The 20082-nt window shown below is 39.7% G+C and carries 12 protein-coding genes and 1 tRNA gene; 9 read left to right on the top strand and 4 right to left on the bottom strand.

Translation table 11 applies throughout. The features are described from left to right. The first annotated feature begins 2 nt into the window (after positions 1-2). The 8 genes from INE92_RS04785 (at position 3) to INE92_RS04750 (ending at position 11164) form a co-directional block, all read left to right on the top strand. Complete coding sequence (locus tag INE92_RS04785) at positions 3-1148, top strand: glycosyltransferase family protein (RefSeq protein WP_004315923.1); 1146 nt, start codon at positions 3-5, stop codon at positions 1146-1148. A 4-nt stretch (positions 1149-1152) separates the two neighbouring features. Continuing rightward, positions 1153-2319, top strand: coding sequence for a glycosyltransferase family 4 protein (locus INE92_RS04780; protein WP_008770970.1), 1167 nt, complete (start codon positions 1153-1155; stop codon positions 2317-2319). Beyond that, positions 2316-3167 (top strand): glycosyltransferase family 2 protein, encoded by an 852-nt coding sequence (locus tag INE92_RS04775; protein ID WP_004315925.1) that lies wholly within the window; start codon positions 2316-2318, stop codon positions 3165-3167. The genes INE92_RS04780 and INE92_RS04775 overlap by 4 nt, the downstream gene beginning before the upstream one ends. Before the next feature lie 4 nt (positions 3168-3171). After that, positions 3172-4263 (top strand): hypothetical protein, encoded by a 1092-nt coding sequence (locus tag INE92_RS04770; RefSeq protein ID WP_004315926.1) that lies wholly within the window; start codon positions 3172-3174, stop codon positions 4261-4263. 166 nt (positions 4264-4429) lie between these two features. Further along, positions 4430-6070: an LTA synthase family protein gene (locus INE92_RS04765; protein WP_015531241.1), complete on the top strand. Its 1641-nt coding sequence runs from the start codon at positions 4430-4432 to the stop codon at positions 6068-6070. A gap of 8 nt (positions 6071-6078) precedes the next feature. Continuing rightward, entirely contained in the window at positions 6079-7293 is a 1215-nt protein-coding gene (locus tag INE92_RS04760) for a glycosyltransferase family 2 protein (protein WP_008770969.1), read from the top strand. A 70-nt stretch (positions 7294-7363) separates the two neighbouring features. Then, positions 7364-10021 (top strand): hybrid sensor histidine kinase/response regulator, encoded by a 2658-nt coding sequence (locus INE92_RS04755; RefSeq protein WP_008770968.1) that lies wholly within the window; start codon positions 7364-7366, stop codon positions 10019-10021. 45 nt (positions 10022-10066) lie between these two features. Beyond that, positions 10067-11164: an endonuclease/exonuclease/phosphatase family protein gene (locus INE92_RS04750; protein WP_008017354.1), complete on the top strand. Its 1098-nt coding sequence runs from the start codon at positions 10067-10069 to the stop codon at positions 11162-11164. A 47-nt stretch (positions 11165-11211) separates the two neighbouring features. On the opposite strand, the gene INE92_RS04745 is transcribed toward INE92_RS04750, so the two are convergent. Both INE92_RS04745 and ettA read right to left on the bottom strand, forming a co-directional pair. Next, positions 11212-14457: a TonB-dependent receptor gene (locus tag INE92_RS04745; protein WP_004311593.1), complete on the bottom strand. Its 3246-nt coding sequence runs from the start codon at positions 14455-14457 to the stop codon at positions 11212-11214. A 216-nt stretch (positions 14458-14673) separates the two neighbouring features. After that, on the bottom strand, positions 14674-16365 hold the full coding sequence (gene ettA, locus INE92_RS04740) for an energy-dependent translational throttle protein EttA (protein ID WP_004311592.1): 1692 nt from the start codon (positions 16363-16365) through the stop codon (positions 14674-14676). Between the two features lie 121 nt (positions 16366-16486). Between ettA and INE92_RS04735 the strand changes: the two genes are divergently transcribed. Then, positions 16487-16559, top strand: a tRNA-Lys gene (locus tag INE92_RS04735). 73 nt (positions 16560-16632) lie between these two features. On the opposite strand, the gene INE92_RS04730 is transcribed toward INE92_RS04735, so the two are convergent. Next, a complete protein-coding gene (locus INE92_RS04730; RefSeq protein ID WP_195435789.1) occupies positions 16633-18504 on the bottom strand; it encodes a PAS domain-containing sensor histidine kinase in 1872 nt (623 codons plus the stop codon). Positions 18505-18696: 192 nt separating this feature from the next. Beyond that, the gene (locus INE92_RS04725) at positions 18697-20082 is read right to left on the bottom strand and encodes a GDSL-type esterase/lipase family protein (protein WP_004326932.1); all 1386 of its coding nucleotides are present in this window, start codon (positions 20080-20082) and stop codon (positions 18697-18699) included.

The raw sequence follows: 20082 nt of genomic DNA, 5'->3' as shown, positions 1-20082 counted from the left end.
CAATGAAAGCCTTATTCCTTATATTCCACGGCTTCGACAAAGCCAACGGAATTAGCAAAAAAATACACTATCAGGTAAAAGCCCTCAAAGAATGTGGGTTAGATGTTCGTTTATGTTATTATGACATAAGCCCTTCCGGTGAACGCCGCTGGATGGCAGACAATGCAGTGATTGCTGAATTGGGACAAGGAGTGTTTGCGAAAATTCGGAAACGGTTGGGCCTAAACTGCATAGCAAACTACGTACTTCGCGAAAATATACATTTTGTCTACATCCGTTCATATCATAATGCAAACCCTTTCACCATAAATATGGTGAAACGTATGAAGAAAAAAGGAGCAAAAGTGGTCATGGAGATACCGACTTTTCCTTACGATCAAGAGTACATCACATGGCCTATGAAATTCAAAAGGCTCACAGATCGTTGTTTTCGTCATCGCCTGGCCTCTTTCCTTAATGGAATAGTCACCTTTTCAAACGCTAAAAATATCTTTGGCGAACGAACAATCCGCATATCTAACGGAATTGATTTTGATGCCATTCCTATGAAGAAACAAATGAATGACACGACACATGAGCTACATTTAATAGGAGTAGCTGAAGTACACTATTGGCATGGATTCGATCGACTTATCCGTGGATTAGCTGAATATTATTGTACGAATCCTGACTACAAAGTTTATTTTCATATCGTGGGACCATTATCCGGCGAACGTGAAAAGCAAGAAATCCTTCCCGTCATTCGTGATAATAAACTAGAATCTTATGTTATCCTCCATGGACCACAGCATGATCAGCAACTTGACGCCATGTTTGAGCAGGCAGATTTTGCTATCGGTAGTTTAGGCCGACACCGCAGTGGTATCACACATATCAAAACTTTAAAAAATCGCGAATATGCTGCACGAGGATTGGCATTTACTTATTCAGAAATCGACGAAGATTTTGATAAGATGCCTTACATTTGGAAAGCACCACCAGATGAATCACCTATTAATATTCAACAGTTAATCAGCTTTCAAAAGTCTCTGACTATGACTCCGCAGAATATTAGAGAATCTATCCGTCCATTGTCCTGGACAGCGCAAATGAAAAAAGTCATCGATGAATTGGACATCAGACCACAGCATACAATACTTGAAAAGTAATCCGATGAATAAAAAAGTAAAAATAGCCTATTGCATCCCCTCGCTCTATTATCCTAGTGGAATGGAACGTGTACTTACACTAAAAGCAAACTATTTTGCAGAACATTTAGGGTATGACATACACATCATATTGACCGATGGAAAAGGAAAAGAACCTTACTATAAATTGTATCCATCCATCACCACCCATCAGCTCGACATCAACTATGACGAATTGTATGGCCTTTCCTTACCGAAACGAATTCACCGATATTGGAGCAAACAGAAATTGTTTAAAAAAAGGCTGGAGACATGCCTCAATGAGATTGAACCGGACATTACCATCTCTCTCTTACGACGTGATATAAACTTCATCAATAAGATGAAAGACAAAAGCATTAAGCTTGGAGAAATCCACTTCAACAAGTCCAATTACCGGGAATTCAGCGACAACTGTCTTCCTGGTATCATTCAGCGTGCCGTCAAGCAATACTGGATGTGGCAACTCATCAGGCAGGTGCGACAACTCAAAAGTTTTGTCGTCCTTAGCCATGAAGATGCTGCCGAATGGACAGAGCTCAATAATGTAACCGTAATCTACAATCCACTCCCGTTTTTGCCGGAACAACAATCGGATAACACCCCCAAACAGGTCATTGCCGTAGGCAGATATGTCCCTCAAAAAGGATTTGACCGTTTAATATCTGCTTGGAGCATTGTCAATAAAAAACACCCGGACTGGATTCTCCGTATCTATGGTGATGGTATGCGGGAACAACTTCAGAACCAAATCTACGAACTAGGAATTAGCCCCAGTTGTATTCTGGAGCATAGCACACCGGATATTGTCGATAAGTACTGTAAAAGTTCTATCTTCGTCCTTTCTTCGCGTTATGAGGGATTTGGCATGGTTATTATAGAAGCAATGGCATGTGGAGTACCTCCCGTCTCATTTACATGCCCCTGCGGACCGCGTGATATCATCAGCGACGGAATAAACGGACTATTAGTAGAAAACGGTAATATAGAGGGATTAGCAGAGAAAATCTGCTATCTGATAGAAAACGAAAATGTACGACGAGAAATGGGACGGCAAGCTCGAATGGATATAGAACGTTTCAGGATCGAACCAATCGCAGAACAATGGAAAACATTGTTTGAAAGTATCATTGAAAAAAATAAAGATTTATGAAATGGTATACTAAATATCTGCAAGTTTACGAACAACCTTTCGATTCAGCACCAAAGGAAGCAGTAGATTTCGTAAAAACTAAATTGCAGAAATTATCGGAAAACAAACAACCCTTAGCATCTGTCATTCTCATCTGCTATAATGAAGAAAAGCGTTTGCTAAGTTGCTTATGGTCGCTTTGTGACAACATCTGTGACTTTCCGATTGAAATTCTGGCTGTCAACAACAATTCTTCCGATCGAACTGAAAGTGTGCTCCAACAGTTGGGAGTCACTTATTTCAATGAGCTTAAGAAAGGACCGGGACATGCCCGCCAATGCGGATTAAACCAAGCAAAAGGAACATACCATATCTGTATTGACACCGATACCATGTACCCGAACAATTACATCAAGACACATGTAAAAAAACTAATGCAACCAAACGTAGTCTGCACGTTCAGCCTTTGGAGCTTTATTCCTGATGAGCAACACTCTAAATGGGGATTATGGTGGTATGAATCATTAAGAGACTTTTACCTGCGCATTCAAGCCATACAGCGTCCGGAACTTTGTGTACGCGGCATGACATTCGCATTCAAAACAGAATTAGGCAAGCAGTTAGGATTCCGCACAGATATCATTCGTGGTGAAGACGGCTCACTGGCTTTAGCGATGAAACCTTACGGAAAACTCGTCTTTATCCATTCTTCAAAAGCACGGGTTATAACCGGATATGGAACAGTAGGAGCAGATGGAGGACTGTTTAAAAGCTTCAAAGTGCGTTTTATCAAAGGATTAAAAGGTATTGGAGGATTATTCACCAGAAAGAAAAAATATAAAGATAAAGACAATAATTTAATCAAATAAGCAAATGAAAATAATAAGAAAAATTATTCTAGTTGTTATTTGTGTAATATTAGTTGACTATATATACCAGTATAATCAATTTCAAAAGTATAATCAGGCTCCATTAATTATCAAGACTCCGGAAGGTAGTAACCAACCCTATCACCCATCAGTAATATACATTCCGGAAGGATGGAATGGATATAAATACTGGATGGCGGAAACTCCATATCCCTTAGGTGAGGATGGTGATTGGAAAGGATTGCCTCCATATAGAGAACGATGGGAAAATCCATGTGTGCATGTATCTAAAGACGGAATACATTGGAACGATTTTGAGGACTCTCAAAATCCAATAGATGATTTAGACGAAAACAATATTATAAATAAAGATTATTTTTCAGACCCACATTTAGTCTTTTATAAAGATACTTTAGAGTGCTGGTACCGCATCAGCCATCAAAAAAATAATGCTACTTATATATTACGCAAATATACTCTCAATGGAAAAGACTGGTCTCCCCGAGAGGTGATGATAAATCTACAAGATACCTCTATCATAAAAAATGAAACAGGTAATATGGTTATAAGCCCTGCGATACATAAAGGTACTAATGGATATGTAATGTGGTATGTGAACAGTATAGAAAAGCCAAGAGAAATCTGTAGAAGTTTTTCTACAGATGGGAAAAAGTGGAGCAAAAAAGAAACATGTCATCTACCTGACAATTCTGTTACCCCTTGGCATATTGATTTAGCATATATAGACAAAATATATTATCTAGTTATATATGATTATGATACTAATAACCTAGTATTATACTCCAGTTCCGACGGCTTATCATTTAACAACAAAAAATATATATTATCCAAAGCTCCAATGCTGGGTTCTTTTTATTCCTATGGTTTATATCGAAGTTCACTTATTAAGGACAATGAAAAATATAAGCTATATTTTAGTGCTTTTGAGAAAAAAACTGCTATAGGACTAATGGAAGGAAATTCAATAAGTACATTACATGCTACTTCTGCAGAGGGAAATTTTATATCTTTCTGCAAATTTCCAATTGTATATTTGAGGAATAAAAAACAGTCGCTAAAGGAATTATTTCAATAGCATAGTTGAAAACAAACAATATAATTATGATTGGCGGCACCTTAAGCGTATTTAAAAGTATTTGCAGACAAAATAGTGAGATAGAAATATGAATATAAAATTATTAATCAAACAATTTACATTCCCCTTGTCGTTAATATTACTATGCTATATTAATTTACAATACATGCACTACTCAATTCTTATTGATAAATATTCTCTTACTCCATTCTCATATCTGGAGAATATCATTCATGCTTTTATCGATATATGCCTATTATTCTTTATTCCACTTTATCTAATTGGAAAAAAGACTTATTTATTTTTCATTCCATATACTATCATTACAATACTGGTAATTGTAAATGTATCTTATAGTAGATTCTTCTACACATATATGCCTCCAATATTATATGGAGAATTCAACAATCTTGACGGACTATCAGCTAACGTATTTGCAACTATTAGGTTCTCTGACATTACAATACTAATAACAACTCTTGCAAGTATCTTATCTTATAAACAATTTCATAGAGCTTATTCTGAAATAAGAAGAAAGACACGAAGAATCTTTTCCCTTTACATATTAGGAATTGCATTTATTTTATTAGGAGGATTAATAGCTACAGCAACAATACATTGGTCATCATTAAACTACAAGTATGTTCACCCTTTTAAAAATAGTCCAACAGAAAGTATATTCAAATTCGGAATAATTTATGGGACCATTATACAATGTGCATCAAACAACAAACAAGACTGTAACCCAGAGGAAGTGGCAAAACTGGAACCATTCTTTTACGAATCAAAATATAGTATTGAATATCCACCAAAAGAAAATATTATTCTCATTATAGTAGAATCCCTTCTTTCGTTCCCTACAGATCTAAAAATAAATGGAATAGAAATTACTCCTACCCTCAACAAATTAGTAGAAAAAGGAGCATACTACAATAATAACATGACTTCTCTGATACAATTAGGCGAATCGAGCGACGGACAATTCACATACCTCAACGGACTTATACCCAAAACAAAAGGTGTTACCATTTACGATTATTTTAATAATACTTTCGTGTCCTTGCCCAAACTTTTAAAGAAACAAAAACCTGGAATCGAATGTAGAATGGTTATTCCTACTTCATCTAAAACATGGAGACAAGATGGAGTATGTATCCAATATGGGTTTGATAAACTCTATTCACGAAAGGAATATACATTGAGTAATTATAAAGAAAATTGGTTAAATGATAAGCTTCTTTTTGAATATGCAGCAAGCATAGACAAAAATAGCAAACAACCTTTTTTCTCACTTATCCTCACATCATCAACGCATTCTCCATATACCAAAGCAGTTGAAGACTACCTCATTCCATTCCCTGACACATATTCAGAAGAATTAAAAAATTATCTATCTAATGTGCATTATATGGATAAATACTTAGGTAAGTATTTGAATTTCTTAAAAGAAAATCATCTTTACCACAATTCTCTAATTATAATAGCCAGTGACCATTCCATTTCAAATGACTGGCTTAAATCCAAAGAAGAAGATAATGTTTCTTTTCAAATCCCATTGTATATTGTAAACTCTCCACAAAAGATCGACAAAACAAGCGATTATGTTATCACGCAAGCTGATTTATTTCCAACCCTTCTTGATTTGGGGGGTATTCATTCTGAATGGAGAGGAGTAGGAAATAGCTTACTTTGCCCTGATTCCATTTTGAACACCGAAAGAGAAAAAAAACGAATAATATATAGAGAAAAAATTTCTGATATTATATTAGATAGTGATTATTTTAAAGGAAAGAAAATATCTAAATAAATACAGCTATGAACGAAATCATCACTCTTTGTCTTGAAATAATTTTCTGGTTTGCCTTGTTCATTGTGTTCTACACATATCTGGGCTACGGAATTGTGCTTTACGTTCTCGTCAAGTTGAAAGAACTTTTCGTGAAGCCTGTGAAGCGTTCGTTGCCGGCATCGGACGCTGGTTTGCCGGAAGTGACTCTCTTCATTACAGCATTCAATGAAGAAGATGTTATAGACGAAAAGATGGAGAACAGTCTTGAACTGGACTACCCTGCGGACAAACTGCATATCGTATGGGTGACAGACGGAAGCAACGACGGTACGAACGAACGACTGAAAACCCGTTGGCAGGGAAAAGCGACCATACACTTCCAACCCCTACGACAGGGTAAGACAGCCGCAATGACACGTGGAATGACGCTGGTGGACACTCCGCTCGTCGTCTTTACGGATGCTAACACTATGGTAAACCGGGAAGCAATACAGGAAATCGTACTTGCTTTCCAAGACCCGAAAGTGGGCTGCGTGGCCGGCGAAAAACGGATCGCCGTACAGACCAAAGACGGAGCCGCTGCCGGTGGGGAAGGTATTTACTGGAAATACGAATCAACACTGAAAGCACTTGACGCCCGCCTCTACTCTGCTGTAGGAGCAGCAGGCGAACTATTTGCCGTGCGTCGTGAACTATTCGAAGCAATGGAACCGGATACGTTGCTCGATGATTTTATTCTTTCGCTCCGGATCACCATGAAAGGTTATACCATTGCTTATTGCACCAATGCTTACGCCATCGAAAGCGGTTCGGCAGATATGCGCGAAGAAGAAAAGCGGAAAGTGCGCATCGCTGCGGGAGGATTGCAGTCCATCTGGCGACTTCGTCCGTTGCTGAATCCTTTCCGCTACGGGACACTTAGCTTTCAATATACGTCTCACCGGGTATTGCGATGGTCTATTACTCCGTTCCTGTTGTTTGCTCTCTTCCCGCTGAATATTGCGATTCTGCTGTTAGGCGGTTCCGCGATATTCTACGGAGTGCTGCTTGCCATGCAGGTTCTTTTTTACGGATTGGGATATTGGGGATATTATCTATCCACCAAACAGATAAAAAACAAGTTGCTTTTTATCCCCTACTATTTCTTATTTATGAATGTCAATGTGCTGAAAGGCATCCGTTATCTGAAAAAGAAAAAAGGAAGCGGAGCCTGGGAAAAGGCGAAACGCGCTGAAAAGTAAAACAAATGCTATTATCTTTTGTTATCCTTACTATAAGACATTAGTCTCTATCATCTAATAAAAAACAGACATGAACAGAATATTACATGATGCGAATAACGCACAAAGAATATTGAAACTGACGGCAGATACAATGCTATTGGTTGACAGGCACGGAGTCTGCGTAGACATTGAGCCTCATTGTGATCTATGGTTTCTGCAAGAGGATATACTTTTAGGAAAAAATATATTTGAGCTTTTACCAGAATATACGAGAGAGAGGGTGATGCCCATCTTCCAGATTGTACTCGAAGAACAAAGAAGCATCAGCAAGAACTTCAAGTTGGTGCTGAAAGGCGAAACTTTTTACTTCAAATGCCTCATGTTCCCTTATGACGGTATGGTGCTTTGCCAATATCGCGACATCACGCAAAGAAGCAACGTAAAAAGACAGTTGGAACAGGCAAATCTCACCCTGCGGGCTATCCAAAAGGTAGCCCAGATAGGACAATGGACGTACAATACGAAACAGAATATTTTTCATTATCTTGGATATACCGGTGTTTTGTGCGAGGAAAATGTGCAAAACCTTGCCATTGAGAAATATGTGGAACTGATTGTAGAAGAAGACCGTCAGAGTTTTATGGAATGGTGTCGGGTGAACGAAAAAGAACTCAACATGGAAAGCATCAGCTACCGTGTCCGCCTGAACGGAGAAATCTTCTATATGCGTATCCAGACTTATCTGCGTGAACAACGCTCCGACGGTAGTTTCAATATCGAAGGCTATATCCAGAACATCACGGACATACAGCATCGTAGAAATGACATCAATACACTGACTCATGCCATCAACAACGCCAAAGAAAGTATCTTTGCCGCCAAGCCCGATGGCACGATTATCTTTGCCAACCGTCGTTTCCTGTACAATCATGGTATTTCAGAAAACGAAGACATCAGTCAATTAAAGATTTACAATGTCGCCGCAGATATGCCTACACAAGAGGCTTGGAACGAACGTTGCAAAGATGTCATACACGGTGGCAGCAGTAACTTTGTGGCTCATCACCCATCTAAAATCAATAAAGGTATATTGGCTTATGAAGGCACGATGTACAACGTGACCAATGATTCCGGAGAAGAAAGTTACTGGTCGTTTGCCCATGATATTTCCGAGAGGATTCGGTACGAAGCCCAAATCAAACGGCTCAACCAAATCATGGATACAACCATCAACAATCTCCCTGCCGGGATTGTAGTGAAGGAAATCAACAACGACTTCCGATACATTTACCGGAATCGGGAGGCCTACAACCGCGATCTTTATAAGAACGACCCTGTCGGCAAGAATGACTTCGATTTCTACCCGCCTATCGTAGCCGAAAAGAAGAGACAAGAAGATATCCAGGTGGCCACCACCGGAAAAGGTCTGCACTGGACTGCTGAAGGAAAGGACAGAAACGGAAACATGATTATCCTCGACAAACGGAAAATCCGGGTGGACGGTGACGAATTGTCTTCGCCTATCATCGTCAGCATCGAATGGGACATCACGGAGCTGGAAATGATAAAACGGGAACTTCAATCGTCGAAAGAGAAAGCGGAAATGTCTGATAGCCTGAAGTCGGCCTTCCTCGCCAATATGAGTCATGAAATACGTACGCCGCTGAATGCTATCGTAGGTTTCTCGCATCTCATTGCCGAAAGCGACGATGCGGAAGAACGGAAGACGTATTATAACATCGTAAACGCGAACAACGAACGTCTCCTGCAACTTATCAACGAGATTCTCGACCTCTCGAAGATTGAATCGGGAACCATCGAGTTTTCCTTCGGACCGGCTAGTCTCCATAATCTCTGCCGGGAAGTGCACGATGCTCATATATTCCGTACTCCGCAGGGAGTAAGCCTTGTCTATGAATCCTCGGACGAAAGTCTGATGATTGAAACGGACAAGAACCGGGTATTCCAGGTGATTTCAAATCTGATTGGAAATGCTGTCAAGTTTACGAAGGAAGGAAGCATCAGTTATGGTTACAAACTGGCGGACAATCAGATTGTATTCCACGTAACGGATACCGGAACAGGAATTGAACCGGAGAAAGTGGGGCGTGTGTTCGAGCGTTTCGCAAAGCTGAACAATCATGCGCAGGGTACAGGATTGGGGTTATCTATCTGTAAGTCTATTGTTGAACGGCTCGGTGGAAAGATTTCCGTCAACTCCGAATTTGGCAAGGGGACGACGTTTACATTTACTTTACCATACACGATTGCAAATCCTGCAAATGTGGATTCTTCAAAGAAAGAGAATGGTGAAGGGAACATTGCTGGAATAGCATCTGCCGGAAAAACTGCAGATTCGAGTGTTGACAGTTCTGCAAATACACGGCATGCCTGTATTTTGGTTGCCGAAGATACGGACAGTAACTTCGACTTATTGGAGGCTATTTTAGGTAAAGATCACCGGCTTATACGTGCGCATGACGGAATGGAAGCTGTCACGATGTTCGATGAAGTGAAACCGGATCTTATCTTGATGGATATCAAGATGCCGAATCTGGACGGACTGGAAGCTACAAAAATCATCCGTGAACTGTCTGCCACTGTTCCTATTATTGCTCAAAGTGCCTTTGCATACGAACAGGACCGGAAAGCGGCTGAAGAAGCGGGATGCAATGATTTTATAGCTAAACCAATAGCGGATGATAAGTTGAAAGCAATGATTCATAAATGGTTGCTTCCTTCGTAGAGAGCTTAATCCCTCATGATATAACCAGCAAATAATTTAGATTAAATGAAAGCCTTTTACAGACTGTTTTATTACATATCCATCGTGCTGACCAGTATTTTGGCAGGAGTTACCATTGCGGGTGCTTTCGTAGGCAATGCCGCACCGGATAGTTTCAAATTTATGCCTTTCATCGGTTTGATACTGCCGATACTTTTATTGGCTAATCTTGCTTCTGCTATCTACTGGACGATTCGTTGGCGGTGCTGGGTTTTCATCCCTCTGATTGCTATATTCAGCAATTGGGGGTATATGAGCTGTGTATTACAATCGCCTTTTTTCAGTCCGGCTTCGTCACCGATGGTTAAAATGAATGTATATACTCCGGGGGTGTTGACGGTTGCTACTTACAACGTCGATGCCTTTAACCACGAGCATACCGGCTACTCATGCAAGGAGATTGCTTCTTACATGAGAAACCTGCAAGCAGATATTCTCTGTTTTCAAGAATTTGGCATAAACGATGAGTTTGGCATCGATAGTATATCCGCAGCTCTTTCTAATTGGCCGTATCATTATATTCCTTCTTCGCCCGAAGGGAAAAATCTGTTGCAACTGGCTGTTTTCAGCCGTTATCCTATCAAGGAGGAGCATCTTATCATCTATCCTGATTCGAAAAATTGCAGTCTTGCATGTGATATTGAAATCAATGGTCGCACCATCCGCCTGTTCAACAATCATCTCCAAACAACGGAAGTAAGCCAGAACAAGCGCAAACTGGAAAAGGGACTTCGTACGGATGATTCCCAAAGAGTGGAACATGCTACCCTGGGACTTATCGACGGCTTACATGAGAATTTCCGGAAACGGGCCGTACAAGCTGATCTTCTCAAGCAACTGATAGCCGCCTCCCCCTATCCAACTCTAGTCTGCGGTGACTTTAACTCTCTGCCGTCTTCGTATGTTTATCACACTATAAAAGGTGATAAGTTGCAGGATGGCTTTCAAACGAGCGGACATGGGTATATGTATACTTTCAAGTACTTCAAGCATCTGTTGAGAATCGACTATATTCTCCATTCACCGGAACTGAATAGCACGGATTACTTCTCGCCGGATCTTAATTATAGCGACCATAATCCGGTGGTGATGAGGATGAAATAAAAAAGATGCTCCGTTTATTGAACGAAGCATCTTTTTATATAAATATTCTAGAATGTAAACTTAACGCCTAACTGCATCTGCCATGCACTACCTGTAGAAGCAGTATAATCCCATTTAGAATTTTTCTGGAACACCTCGCGAGAAGATGCATTCATCTGATAAGTAAGAGGTTCTCCTACCTTACTTGCTGTTTTTAACAACCTTACATTATCATAACTCTGCAAACCGCAAGAGCGATAAGCCCCCCACTTCGAATTTAATAAGTTACCAATATTCAACATATCAAGACTTACTTGAATACCGTACTTACGGCTACCAATCTTAGCATAAAAATCCTGTGCTATCTTCATGTCAAAACGGTGAATCCACGGTTCTAAAGAAGAAGCACGTTCTACATACTGCCCCTTGTGATCATTCAAATAAGAGTCATTATTTACATAGTTCCAAAAATCTTCTTGTTGGTCTACCGCCGAATAAGTCACATTATTTTGTTTATCTTTAATATCCACAAATGTCATTTCTTCTTTAGAAGCAGGCACATACATCAAATCGGAATAGTTTCCGTCACCGTTCATATCATTAGAATAGGTATAAGAAAAACGTCCTTGTTGGTAACCTGTATAGAACAAAGAAACAGTCGTTTTCATATTCGCATAAGCAACTTCATAAGAAGCATTAGCTATCAAACGATGCGGGGTAGAAAATAAAGAATAAGAGACACCCGGATCATTCAATGAATTAACTGCAACATTATTCTGCCATACTGAAGCCGCCGATGAACCTGGATTTGCCGTCATATCTTTAGCCATTGTATAAGTGTACCCAAATGAACCTGTAAAGCCAAAATCAAATTTCTTCGTTAATACTGCATTAAAAGAATATTGATAACCTTTTTCATCCCCATTAGTCAACTGTATAACGGTTTTCGTCTTAGGATTGTCATAGTAATTATTCTTAGTCCAATATACACGTCCCGGTTGTTCATTATAGGTTCCAGAAGGGGCCTTTTCGTTCATATTCTTCTGAACAACATTATATATATCACGTGTATACATAGCACCAACAGAAAGCATAAATCCATAAGGTAACTGAAACTCTGCATTTACATTACTACGCCAAACTTGAGGCATTTTAAAATTCGGATCCACATAAGCTATAGCACCGGGGACCTCATTTCCCGGAGTTGATGGAAACATATCCGGATTTTGGGTAAGAGTTTCTTTATAATTTGGATTAAAAGCAAAGTTTGCCGGTAATTCCGAAGTCTCAAATTCAACCATATTTTGCATCTGACCTGCATTTGTCGGTTGGTTAGTGAACCATACAAATGGTAATAACCCTGTAAACAAGCCTGTACCTCCAGTCAAAACAATAGAACGGTCACCTTTTATATCCCAATTAAATCCTAAACGAGGAGATATTAACAATTTACTTTTCGGCCATTCGGATACGTCAACATTCGTTCCATTAAATGACTGTTCTTTGATAGCCGCATTCCCTAACAAATCATCAAAATATAACGGTAAATCAAAGCGTAATCCATATGTCAATTTTAAATTAGGTGTAATAGAATATTCATCTTGTGCATAAGCTCCCAACATACCAAATGTCAGTTCAGCTCCCGGAGCGTCTTTTCCATTATATCCATAAGTAATGCCATACAGCATCGGTTTTTCTCCCGTCATAAAATCGTCCATTGAAGCATAACGATAATATCCATAAGGAGCACGTAAATATGAATTCATGAAATACTGTCTTTCAAATGTTGCACCGGCAGTTATCAAATGGTTTCCTTTATTAATAGTTACATTGTCAGTAACACTAAATACATTATTCTCGACATCATTAAAAGGAGTAAACAATTCTGTACCCAATGTCATATACTGCTTACCGTCCTTGTAAATATCAACCATTGGAAACGCATCTCCCTTAGTTGTACGAGAATCTCGGATATGGGTATAAGTCACTAATAATTTGTTTTGTACTGAGGAAGAAAAATTGCTATTCAACTCACCGGAAAGAGACGTTACAATATTTCTAAAACCATAGTTGGAATTTCCAAATGCAAATGCATCAACCCCATAACGGTTTGAATTAGCTTTAGTGATTACCGAAGAGGTTGAACTAATACTAGCATCATTTTCTGATTTCACTGTGTTAAAACGTAATGACAGTTTATGACTTTTATTAATATTCCAATCCAAACGAGCCATAAGCTTCCAATTTTTACTCTCGAAATCATCAAATTTATCATAACTTCCCGGATCATATCCATATTTATCCTTTACAAAATCACTTATTGTCTTCAAATCCTTTATCCAAGTTCTAGAAATATGATTTTGATTATCCCCACTTCCACCTTCTTCTTGACTAGGAGTCCACAAAATACCAGGGCTAGTACTATTTTCTAATTCTCCATTTACAAAAAAGAATAGTTTATTTTTTATTATCGGAGCTCCTAATGTAAAGCCATACAAACTGGATTTATAACTTTCCACATTAGGAACGTCAACATCGTTAATAGATTTTCCTATAAAATTCTTTGGTTTCTGATATGTATAAACTGTTCCCTTTAATTCGTTTGTACCACTCTTGGTTACAGCATTAATAGAAGCTCCCGTAAAATTGGAATACGTAACACTATAAGGAGAAACATTAACGCTAATTTCATCAATTGCATCAAGTGAAATAGGCTGCGCATCTCCACCCGGCAAATTATTAGTACTCAAACCAAAATTATTGTTCAAAGCTGCACCATCCACAGTTATTGTATTATAACGTCCATCACGTCCGGCAAAAGAATTACTGCCACCCGCATAAGGAGAAAGTTTAGTAAAGTCAGTAATACTACGATTAATAGTAGGCAATGTCGTTAACTGACGCTCACTCACATTCGTTACAGTCCCCATCTTCTCTACTGTTTTCTGTGCTGTTACTATAACTTCATCCAATAATTCAGAACTTTCCTTTAAAACTACATTTAAAGTGTATACTTCTCCTAACGATAAATTTACACCTTTATAAATAGCAGTCTGATAACCAACATAAGAAACTTCAACTTTGTAAGGACCACCGGTACGCATACCTTGCAAATTAAATTGACCACTGATATTAGTCACTGTACCATAACGTGTACCTGACGGCTCGTGGATTGCAACCACAGTCGCTCCAATGATAGGTTCATCTTGTGCTGTAACCTTACCACTCATACTAGAAGTGGTAACCTGCGCACTAACGGTAGCAATGACCATGAGCATCGCCGCTACTAAAAAAGATCGCATTCTCTTTAACATAAATGTAGTTGATTAGTTAATATAAATTGTTTGCTTTTAAAAACTGTGCACAAATATAATTAATAATATTTAGAACTACATTACGATTATACTACAATTTTTTAAGAGAGATAAACGTTTTCCCTTGTTATAAAACGATAAAGGCTCTACAATATTTGCAGAGCCTTTTATTTTGAAACAGAAAGCATTATAAATGCTTCAATCTATTACTTTATACTAGTCAGTCATTAACTTTCTATAACGAACGCGTTTTGGTTCTTCATTTCCCAAACGTTTCATTTTGTTTTCTTCATATTCTGAATATGAACCTTCGAAGTAGAATACATTGGAGTCTCCTTCAAAAGCAAGGATATGTGTACAGATACGGTCGAGGAACCAACGGTCGTGCGAGATAACTACTGCACAGCCGGCGAAATCTTCCAAACCTTCTTCCAAAGCACGCAGAGTGTTTACGTCGATATCATTGGTAGGCTCATCGAGCAACAGTACATTACCTTCTTCTTTCAAAGCCATCGCCAAGTGTAAACGGTTTCTTTCACCACCGGACAATACACCGCAGAGTTTTTCCTGATCGCCTCCGGAGAAATTGAAACGGGAAAGGTATGCACGCGCATTCACGTCACGTCCACCCATGCGGATCAACTCATTACCACCGGAAATTACCTGATATACGCTCTTATTCGGATCAATATCTCTGTGTTGCTGGTCTACATACGCCACCTTTACAGTCTCTCCTACTTCAAATTCTCCTTTATCCACTGTTTCCAATCCCATAATCAGGCGGAACAATGTCGTCTTTCCCGCACCATTAGGGCCAATCACACCGACAATACCATTAGGAGGAAGCATAAAGTTCAAATCGTCAAACAACAATTTATCACCGTATGCTTTAGCCACATGTTTGGCTTCAATGACCTTATTACCCAGACGGGGACCATTCGGAATAAAGATTTCAAGTTTCTCTTCTTTCTCCTTCACGTCCTCATTCAGCAATTTGTCATAAGAGTTAAGACGTGCCTTACCTTTCGCCTGACGGGCTTTCGGAGCCATGCGTACCCATTCCAACTCACGTTCCAGTGTTTTACGACGTTTGCTGGCGGTCTTTTCTTCCATTTCCATACGTTTGGTCTTTTGTTCCAACCAGGAAGAGTAGTTACCTTTCCAGGGGATACCTTCACCACGATCCAGTTCAAGAATCCATCCGGCAACGTGATCGAGGAAGTAACGGTCGTGCGTCACAGCAATAACCGTACCTTCATATTGTTGTAGATGTTGTTCCAACCAATCGATAGACTCTGCATCCAAGTGGTTGGTAGGTTCGTCCAGCAAAAGCACATCCGGTTTCTGCAGCAACAAACGGCAAAGAGCTACCCGGCGACGTTCACCTCCGGAGAGATTTTCTACCGGCTGATCTTCAGGCGGACAACGGAGAGCATCCATCGCACGCTCCAACTTGCTATCCAGATTCCATGCATCAGTTGCATCAATGATATCTTGCAATTCACCCTGGCGAGCAAAAAGAGCATCCATCTTATCCTGATCCTCATAATACTCCGGTAAACCAAATTTCTGATTGATCTCTTCGTATTCTGTCAGTGCGTCAACAATGGGTTGCACACCTTCCATCACTACTTCTTTTACTGTCTTTGTGTTGTCTAAATAAGGTTCCTGTGCCAAATACCCCACGGAATATCCCGGAGAAAACACCACTTCTCCCTGAAAGGATTTCTCCAAACCGGCGATGATCTTCAATAACGTTGATTTACCAGAACCGTTCAAACCGATAATACCGATTTTCGCTCCATAGAAAAACGACAGGTAAATGTCTTTCAGCACATTCTTATTAGGAGTGAATGCTTTGCTCACTCCTACCATTGAGAAGATAATTTTTTTATCGTCAGCAGCCATAATGTATGATTATATATTGTTGATAATGGCACAAAGATAAGAAAAATGTTTGAATTCTTTTGGAGTTATAAAAAAATGTTCTACCTTTGCACCCGCATTCGAAAGAAAGCACTGAAGGATTGATTCGCTAGCTCAGCAGGTAGAGCACAACACTTTTAATGTTGGGGTCCTGGGTTCGAGCCCCAGGCGGATCACGAAACATAAAATTAATCCCTTGATAATCAGTCGTTATCAAGGGATTTTTATTTTAATATTCTTCACATATACTTATTCTACAAGCATAGAGCGACACGGTAATTCGATTATAAAAGTAGTACCTATCCCCAGTTGGGAATCGACTAATATCCGCCCGTTCATCTTCTCGACGATCAGTTTGCAGATAGGTAAGCCCAGACCGGCCCCTTGAGCAAAGGAATCCAATTTCTCAAACCTTTCGAATATCTTTTCAAGCATATTCTGCGGGATGCCCCGACCGGTATCTTTAACACCGATTCTGACAGATTGGTGGTCTACCTCATAGAAGACTTCCACATGTCCGGTGGTAGTGTTCTTTAAGGCATTCGAAAGGAAATTACTCAAGATCTGTTTGATACGCAATTTATCCAGTTCTACCAAAGAATCATGTGCCGGATAGTTGGTCAGAAGTTCAACGCCGGATGGTACTTGATGAGCATACTCCGCTACACTCTCGTCAAGAAGCTCGGTAAGGTTAACCCAGTCCGGACGCAATTCCAGATAACCGGATTCTATTTTAGAAAGATCAATTACATCATTAATCAGATTTAATAATAGTTTGTTGTTATGTCCAATCAGAGAATTATATAGTTCCTTTTCCGCTGCATTTTCCGTACTAGTCAACAGGCTTGAAAAGCCGACAATAGCATTTAAAGGAGTACGGATTTCGTGACTCATATTAGCCAGGAAAGCGGACTTTAACCGATCGGACGCTTCAGCTTTATCACGTGCCTTGACAAGCATTTCTTCTGTCCTTTTCAGTTCTGTGATATCATAATTGATGCTGATAATCTCGATAATCCGGTCTTGCGGGGCATATTTCTTTACTAACAGATTGACATGCGTCCATGTGTATGTGCCATCCTCCCTAAGGACACGCATCTCTTTGCTAAGTTGGGTGGTAAGTCCATTTCGTGCGTCGTCCAGAAAACGAATCAACAAGGCACGGTCATCGGGGTGGAAATGCCGGTATGTGCCAAAGATGTCGGACAACGGAGTTTCATACGCTTCACCCACATTTCTGTACCAACTTTTTTGAGCATAGCCGTGTCCACTCAAAATATTGAAGTGGGCATAACCGACCTTGGCATAATCACCGACCAGTTCAAAGAACTCCTCAAACTCCTGAATCTTATTATAGGCTACCGTTGTTTCTGTCTTATCCGCATTAATCAATAGATAGTTTATCGGTTGATGCTCACTATCATATAATGTAGTCACTTTAGTCACTAAATCAATTGTACCCTGTTTTTGGGTATTCTGATAATACGAACCAACCTTCGAGAAGTCATAACGGAAAGTAAAGTCGGCATCTTCATTTTTCTTCAGCCGTTCTTTCATTTCTTTCGGGAAAATAGGATTCTCAAAAATATTGATACCCAATACATCTTCTTTCTTCTCTATATGAAACATTTCTAATTCCTTATCGTTCAGATCCACCAATACCCCATCCATATCGTATAATTCGATACCAATAGGCAAATACTTGAAAATGTTAGATAAGAGACGCTCACTGTATTGCAAAGCTTGGTAAGCAGATGCTATATCAGGACCATCTTGCACTTCGGATATACCATAGATGACTTCGTTTCCGTCTTCATCCGTTTCTTGAAAGCATACCTTGCTACGTACCCAAACAGCTCCTTTCACCGTATCAAGCAAATACACCACCTCCGGCCGTTGATACACACCAAAGGAATGAAAAGTTGCAGAATGTTGCTCCTCTTTCAGAATACGTTTATTGAAATCTTCAAAACTGATAACTCCGGTCTGATCCAGACCTAATAACTCTACTATAAAGTCAGAACATTCATAATTCGCAGTTGATAAATTGGCTTTCCACCATCCCATATTAGCGTTAGCCATCAACTGCGAGAAAAAGGTAAAATCTTGTAGTCTATTCATAACGCTATTTATCATTTTATTATTTTTCGGGCGCAAAAATACAGATTGGTAACAAATCTAACTTTCAGAAAGACACTTTTTTAGCATATTATAAGAAGATTATTTGTGATTAAACTAAAAAATTTCCGGTTAAAACTTTCTCCAAAAGAGATTATTTCAACCGGAAATTTTACAATCGTCAAGTTCCTTATTTTACTTTTTCAAGGACTGATAAACAGCTTTTGCCATCACTTTAGCCCCTTCTTCATTCGGATGGATCTTATCCGGAAACAATTGGGGCATTCCATCCATTGCTGCGTGAAGATCGATGACAGACAAGTTATTTTTCTTGGCAACCTTCTTTATCATCGGAATGATTTGTTTAGAGATGATGTCATCGTTGATATTATCACCGGTCTGATAGGCTTTAGAAGGATAACAAAGATAAATCTTCGGTTGAGCTGGCAACGCTTTGAAAGCGTCGACCATCGTTTGCAGATCTTTCGTGAAGTCGGCCTTATATTTCCAGTTGAATGATTTACTGTCATTCGTACCCAACTTGATAACAACGATATTAGGATTGAAAGCCAGCGCATCCTGATAAGCCTTTTCATTCATATAAGGATGATCGCCCTTGTTCAGCAGAGTGCGGGCACTGACTCCGAAGTTCTTTACCCAATAAGCCTCTCCCAACATACGGCTCAACACGGCCGGATAACTGTCACGATCACGATTCTTGATACGTGCTCCATACGTAATACTATTTCCAATGCAAGCTACACGGATAGCATCTTTATGAGGTACTTTGAAACTACGGAGCCAAGACGTCAGTTCGTCCAACATTTCATTCTTATAGAGGAAACCCTCGCGAATTCCCCATCCATGTCCACCGGAAGGATAAATATGAAGCACTGAAGGAACATTGTTCTTGTTCAGCGCCAAATAATAATTAACTCCGTTAGCAGGCGGAACGACTTTATCATCATCACTATATACGATAAAAGCACGTGGTGTATCTTTCGTCACTTGCTTTTCATTAGAATATTCAAGTTCCAATTCAGCAGAAGCATCTTTTCCCAAAAGGTTGTCGTGAGAGCCCCTATGGGTATAAGATTTATCCATCGTAATCACAGGATAGAAAAGAATCTGAAAGTTCGGACGAAGTTCGGGCTTGGCATGAGTGGCAATGGTAGAAGCCAGATGTCCACCGGCAGAAGAGCCCATGATACCAATGTCATTCGGGTTCAAATTCCAGACATCAGCACTGTCACGTACCAATTTCATTGCTGCTTCAGCATCCGAAATGGGTAATGTACGATCACCGTTCGGCATCCGGTATTTTAGCACAATCAATGCAATACCTTGTTTATTAAAGTAGGGAGCCCAATCACAGCCTTCGTGTTCGAATGCCAAATGTGAATATCCACCTCCCGGACACGCAACCACAGCACGCCCCGTTGCCAGTTCCGGCGCAGGAAGGAATACGCGAAGTGAAGGTTGTTCAATATCAAAAGGTTTCGGAGCATTTTGCGCTACCACTCGTGAACCAGCAAAAAAGAGAAGCAGCAAGATAAAAATAGTAGAAAATTTCTGTTTCAT

The sequence above is a fragment of the Bacteroides xylanisolvens genome, from assembly GCF_018289135.1.
In the GTDB taxonomy this organism is placed as follows: domain Bacteria; phylum Bacteroidota; class Bacteroidia; order Bacteroidales; family Bacteroidaceae; genus Bacteroides; species Bacteroides xylanisolvens.
This window is presented reverse-complemented; position numbering and strand designations above follow the sequence as displayed.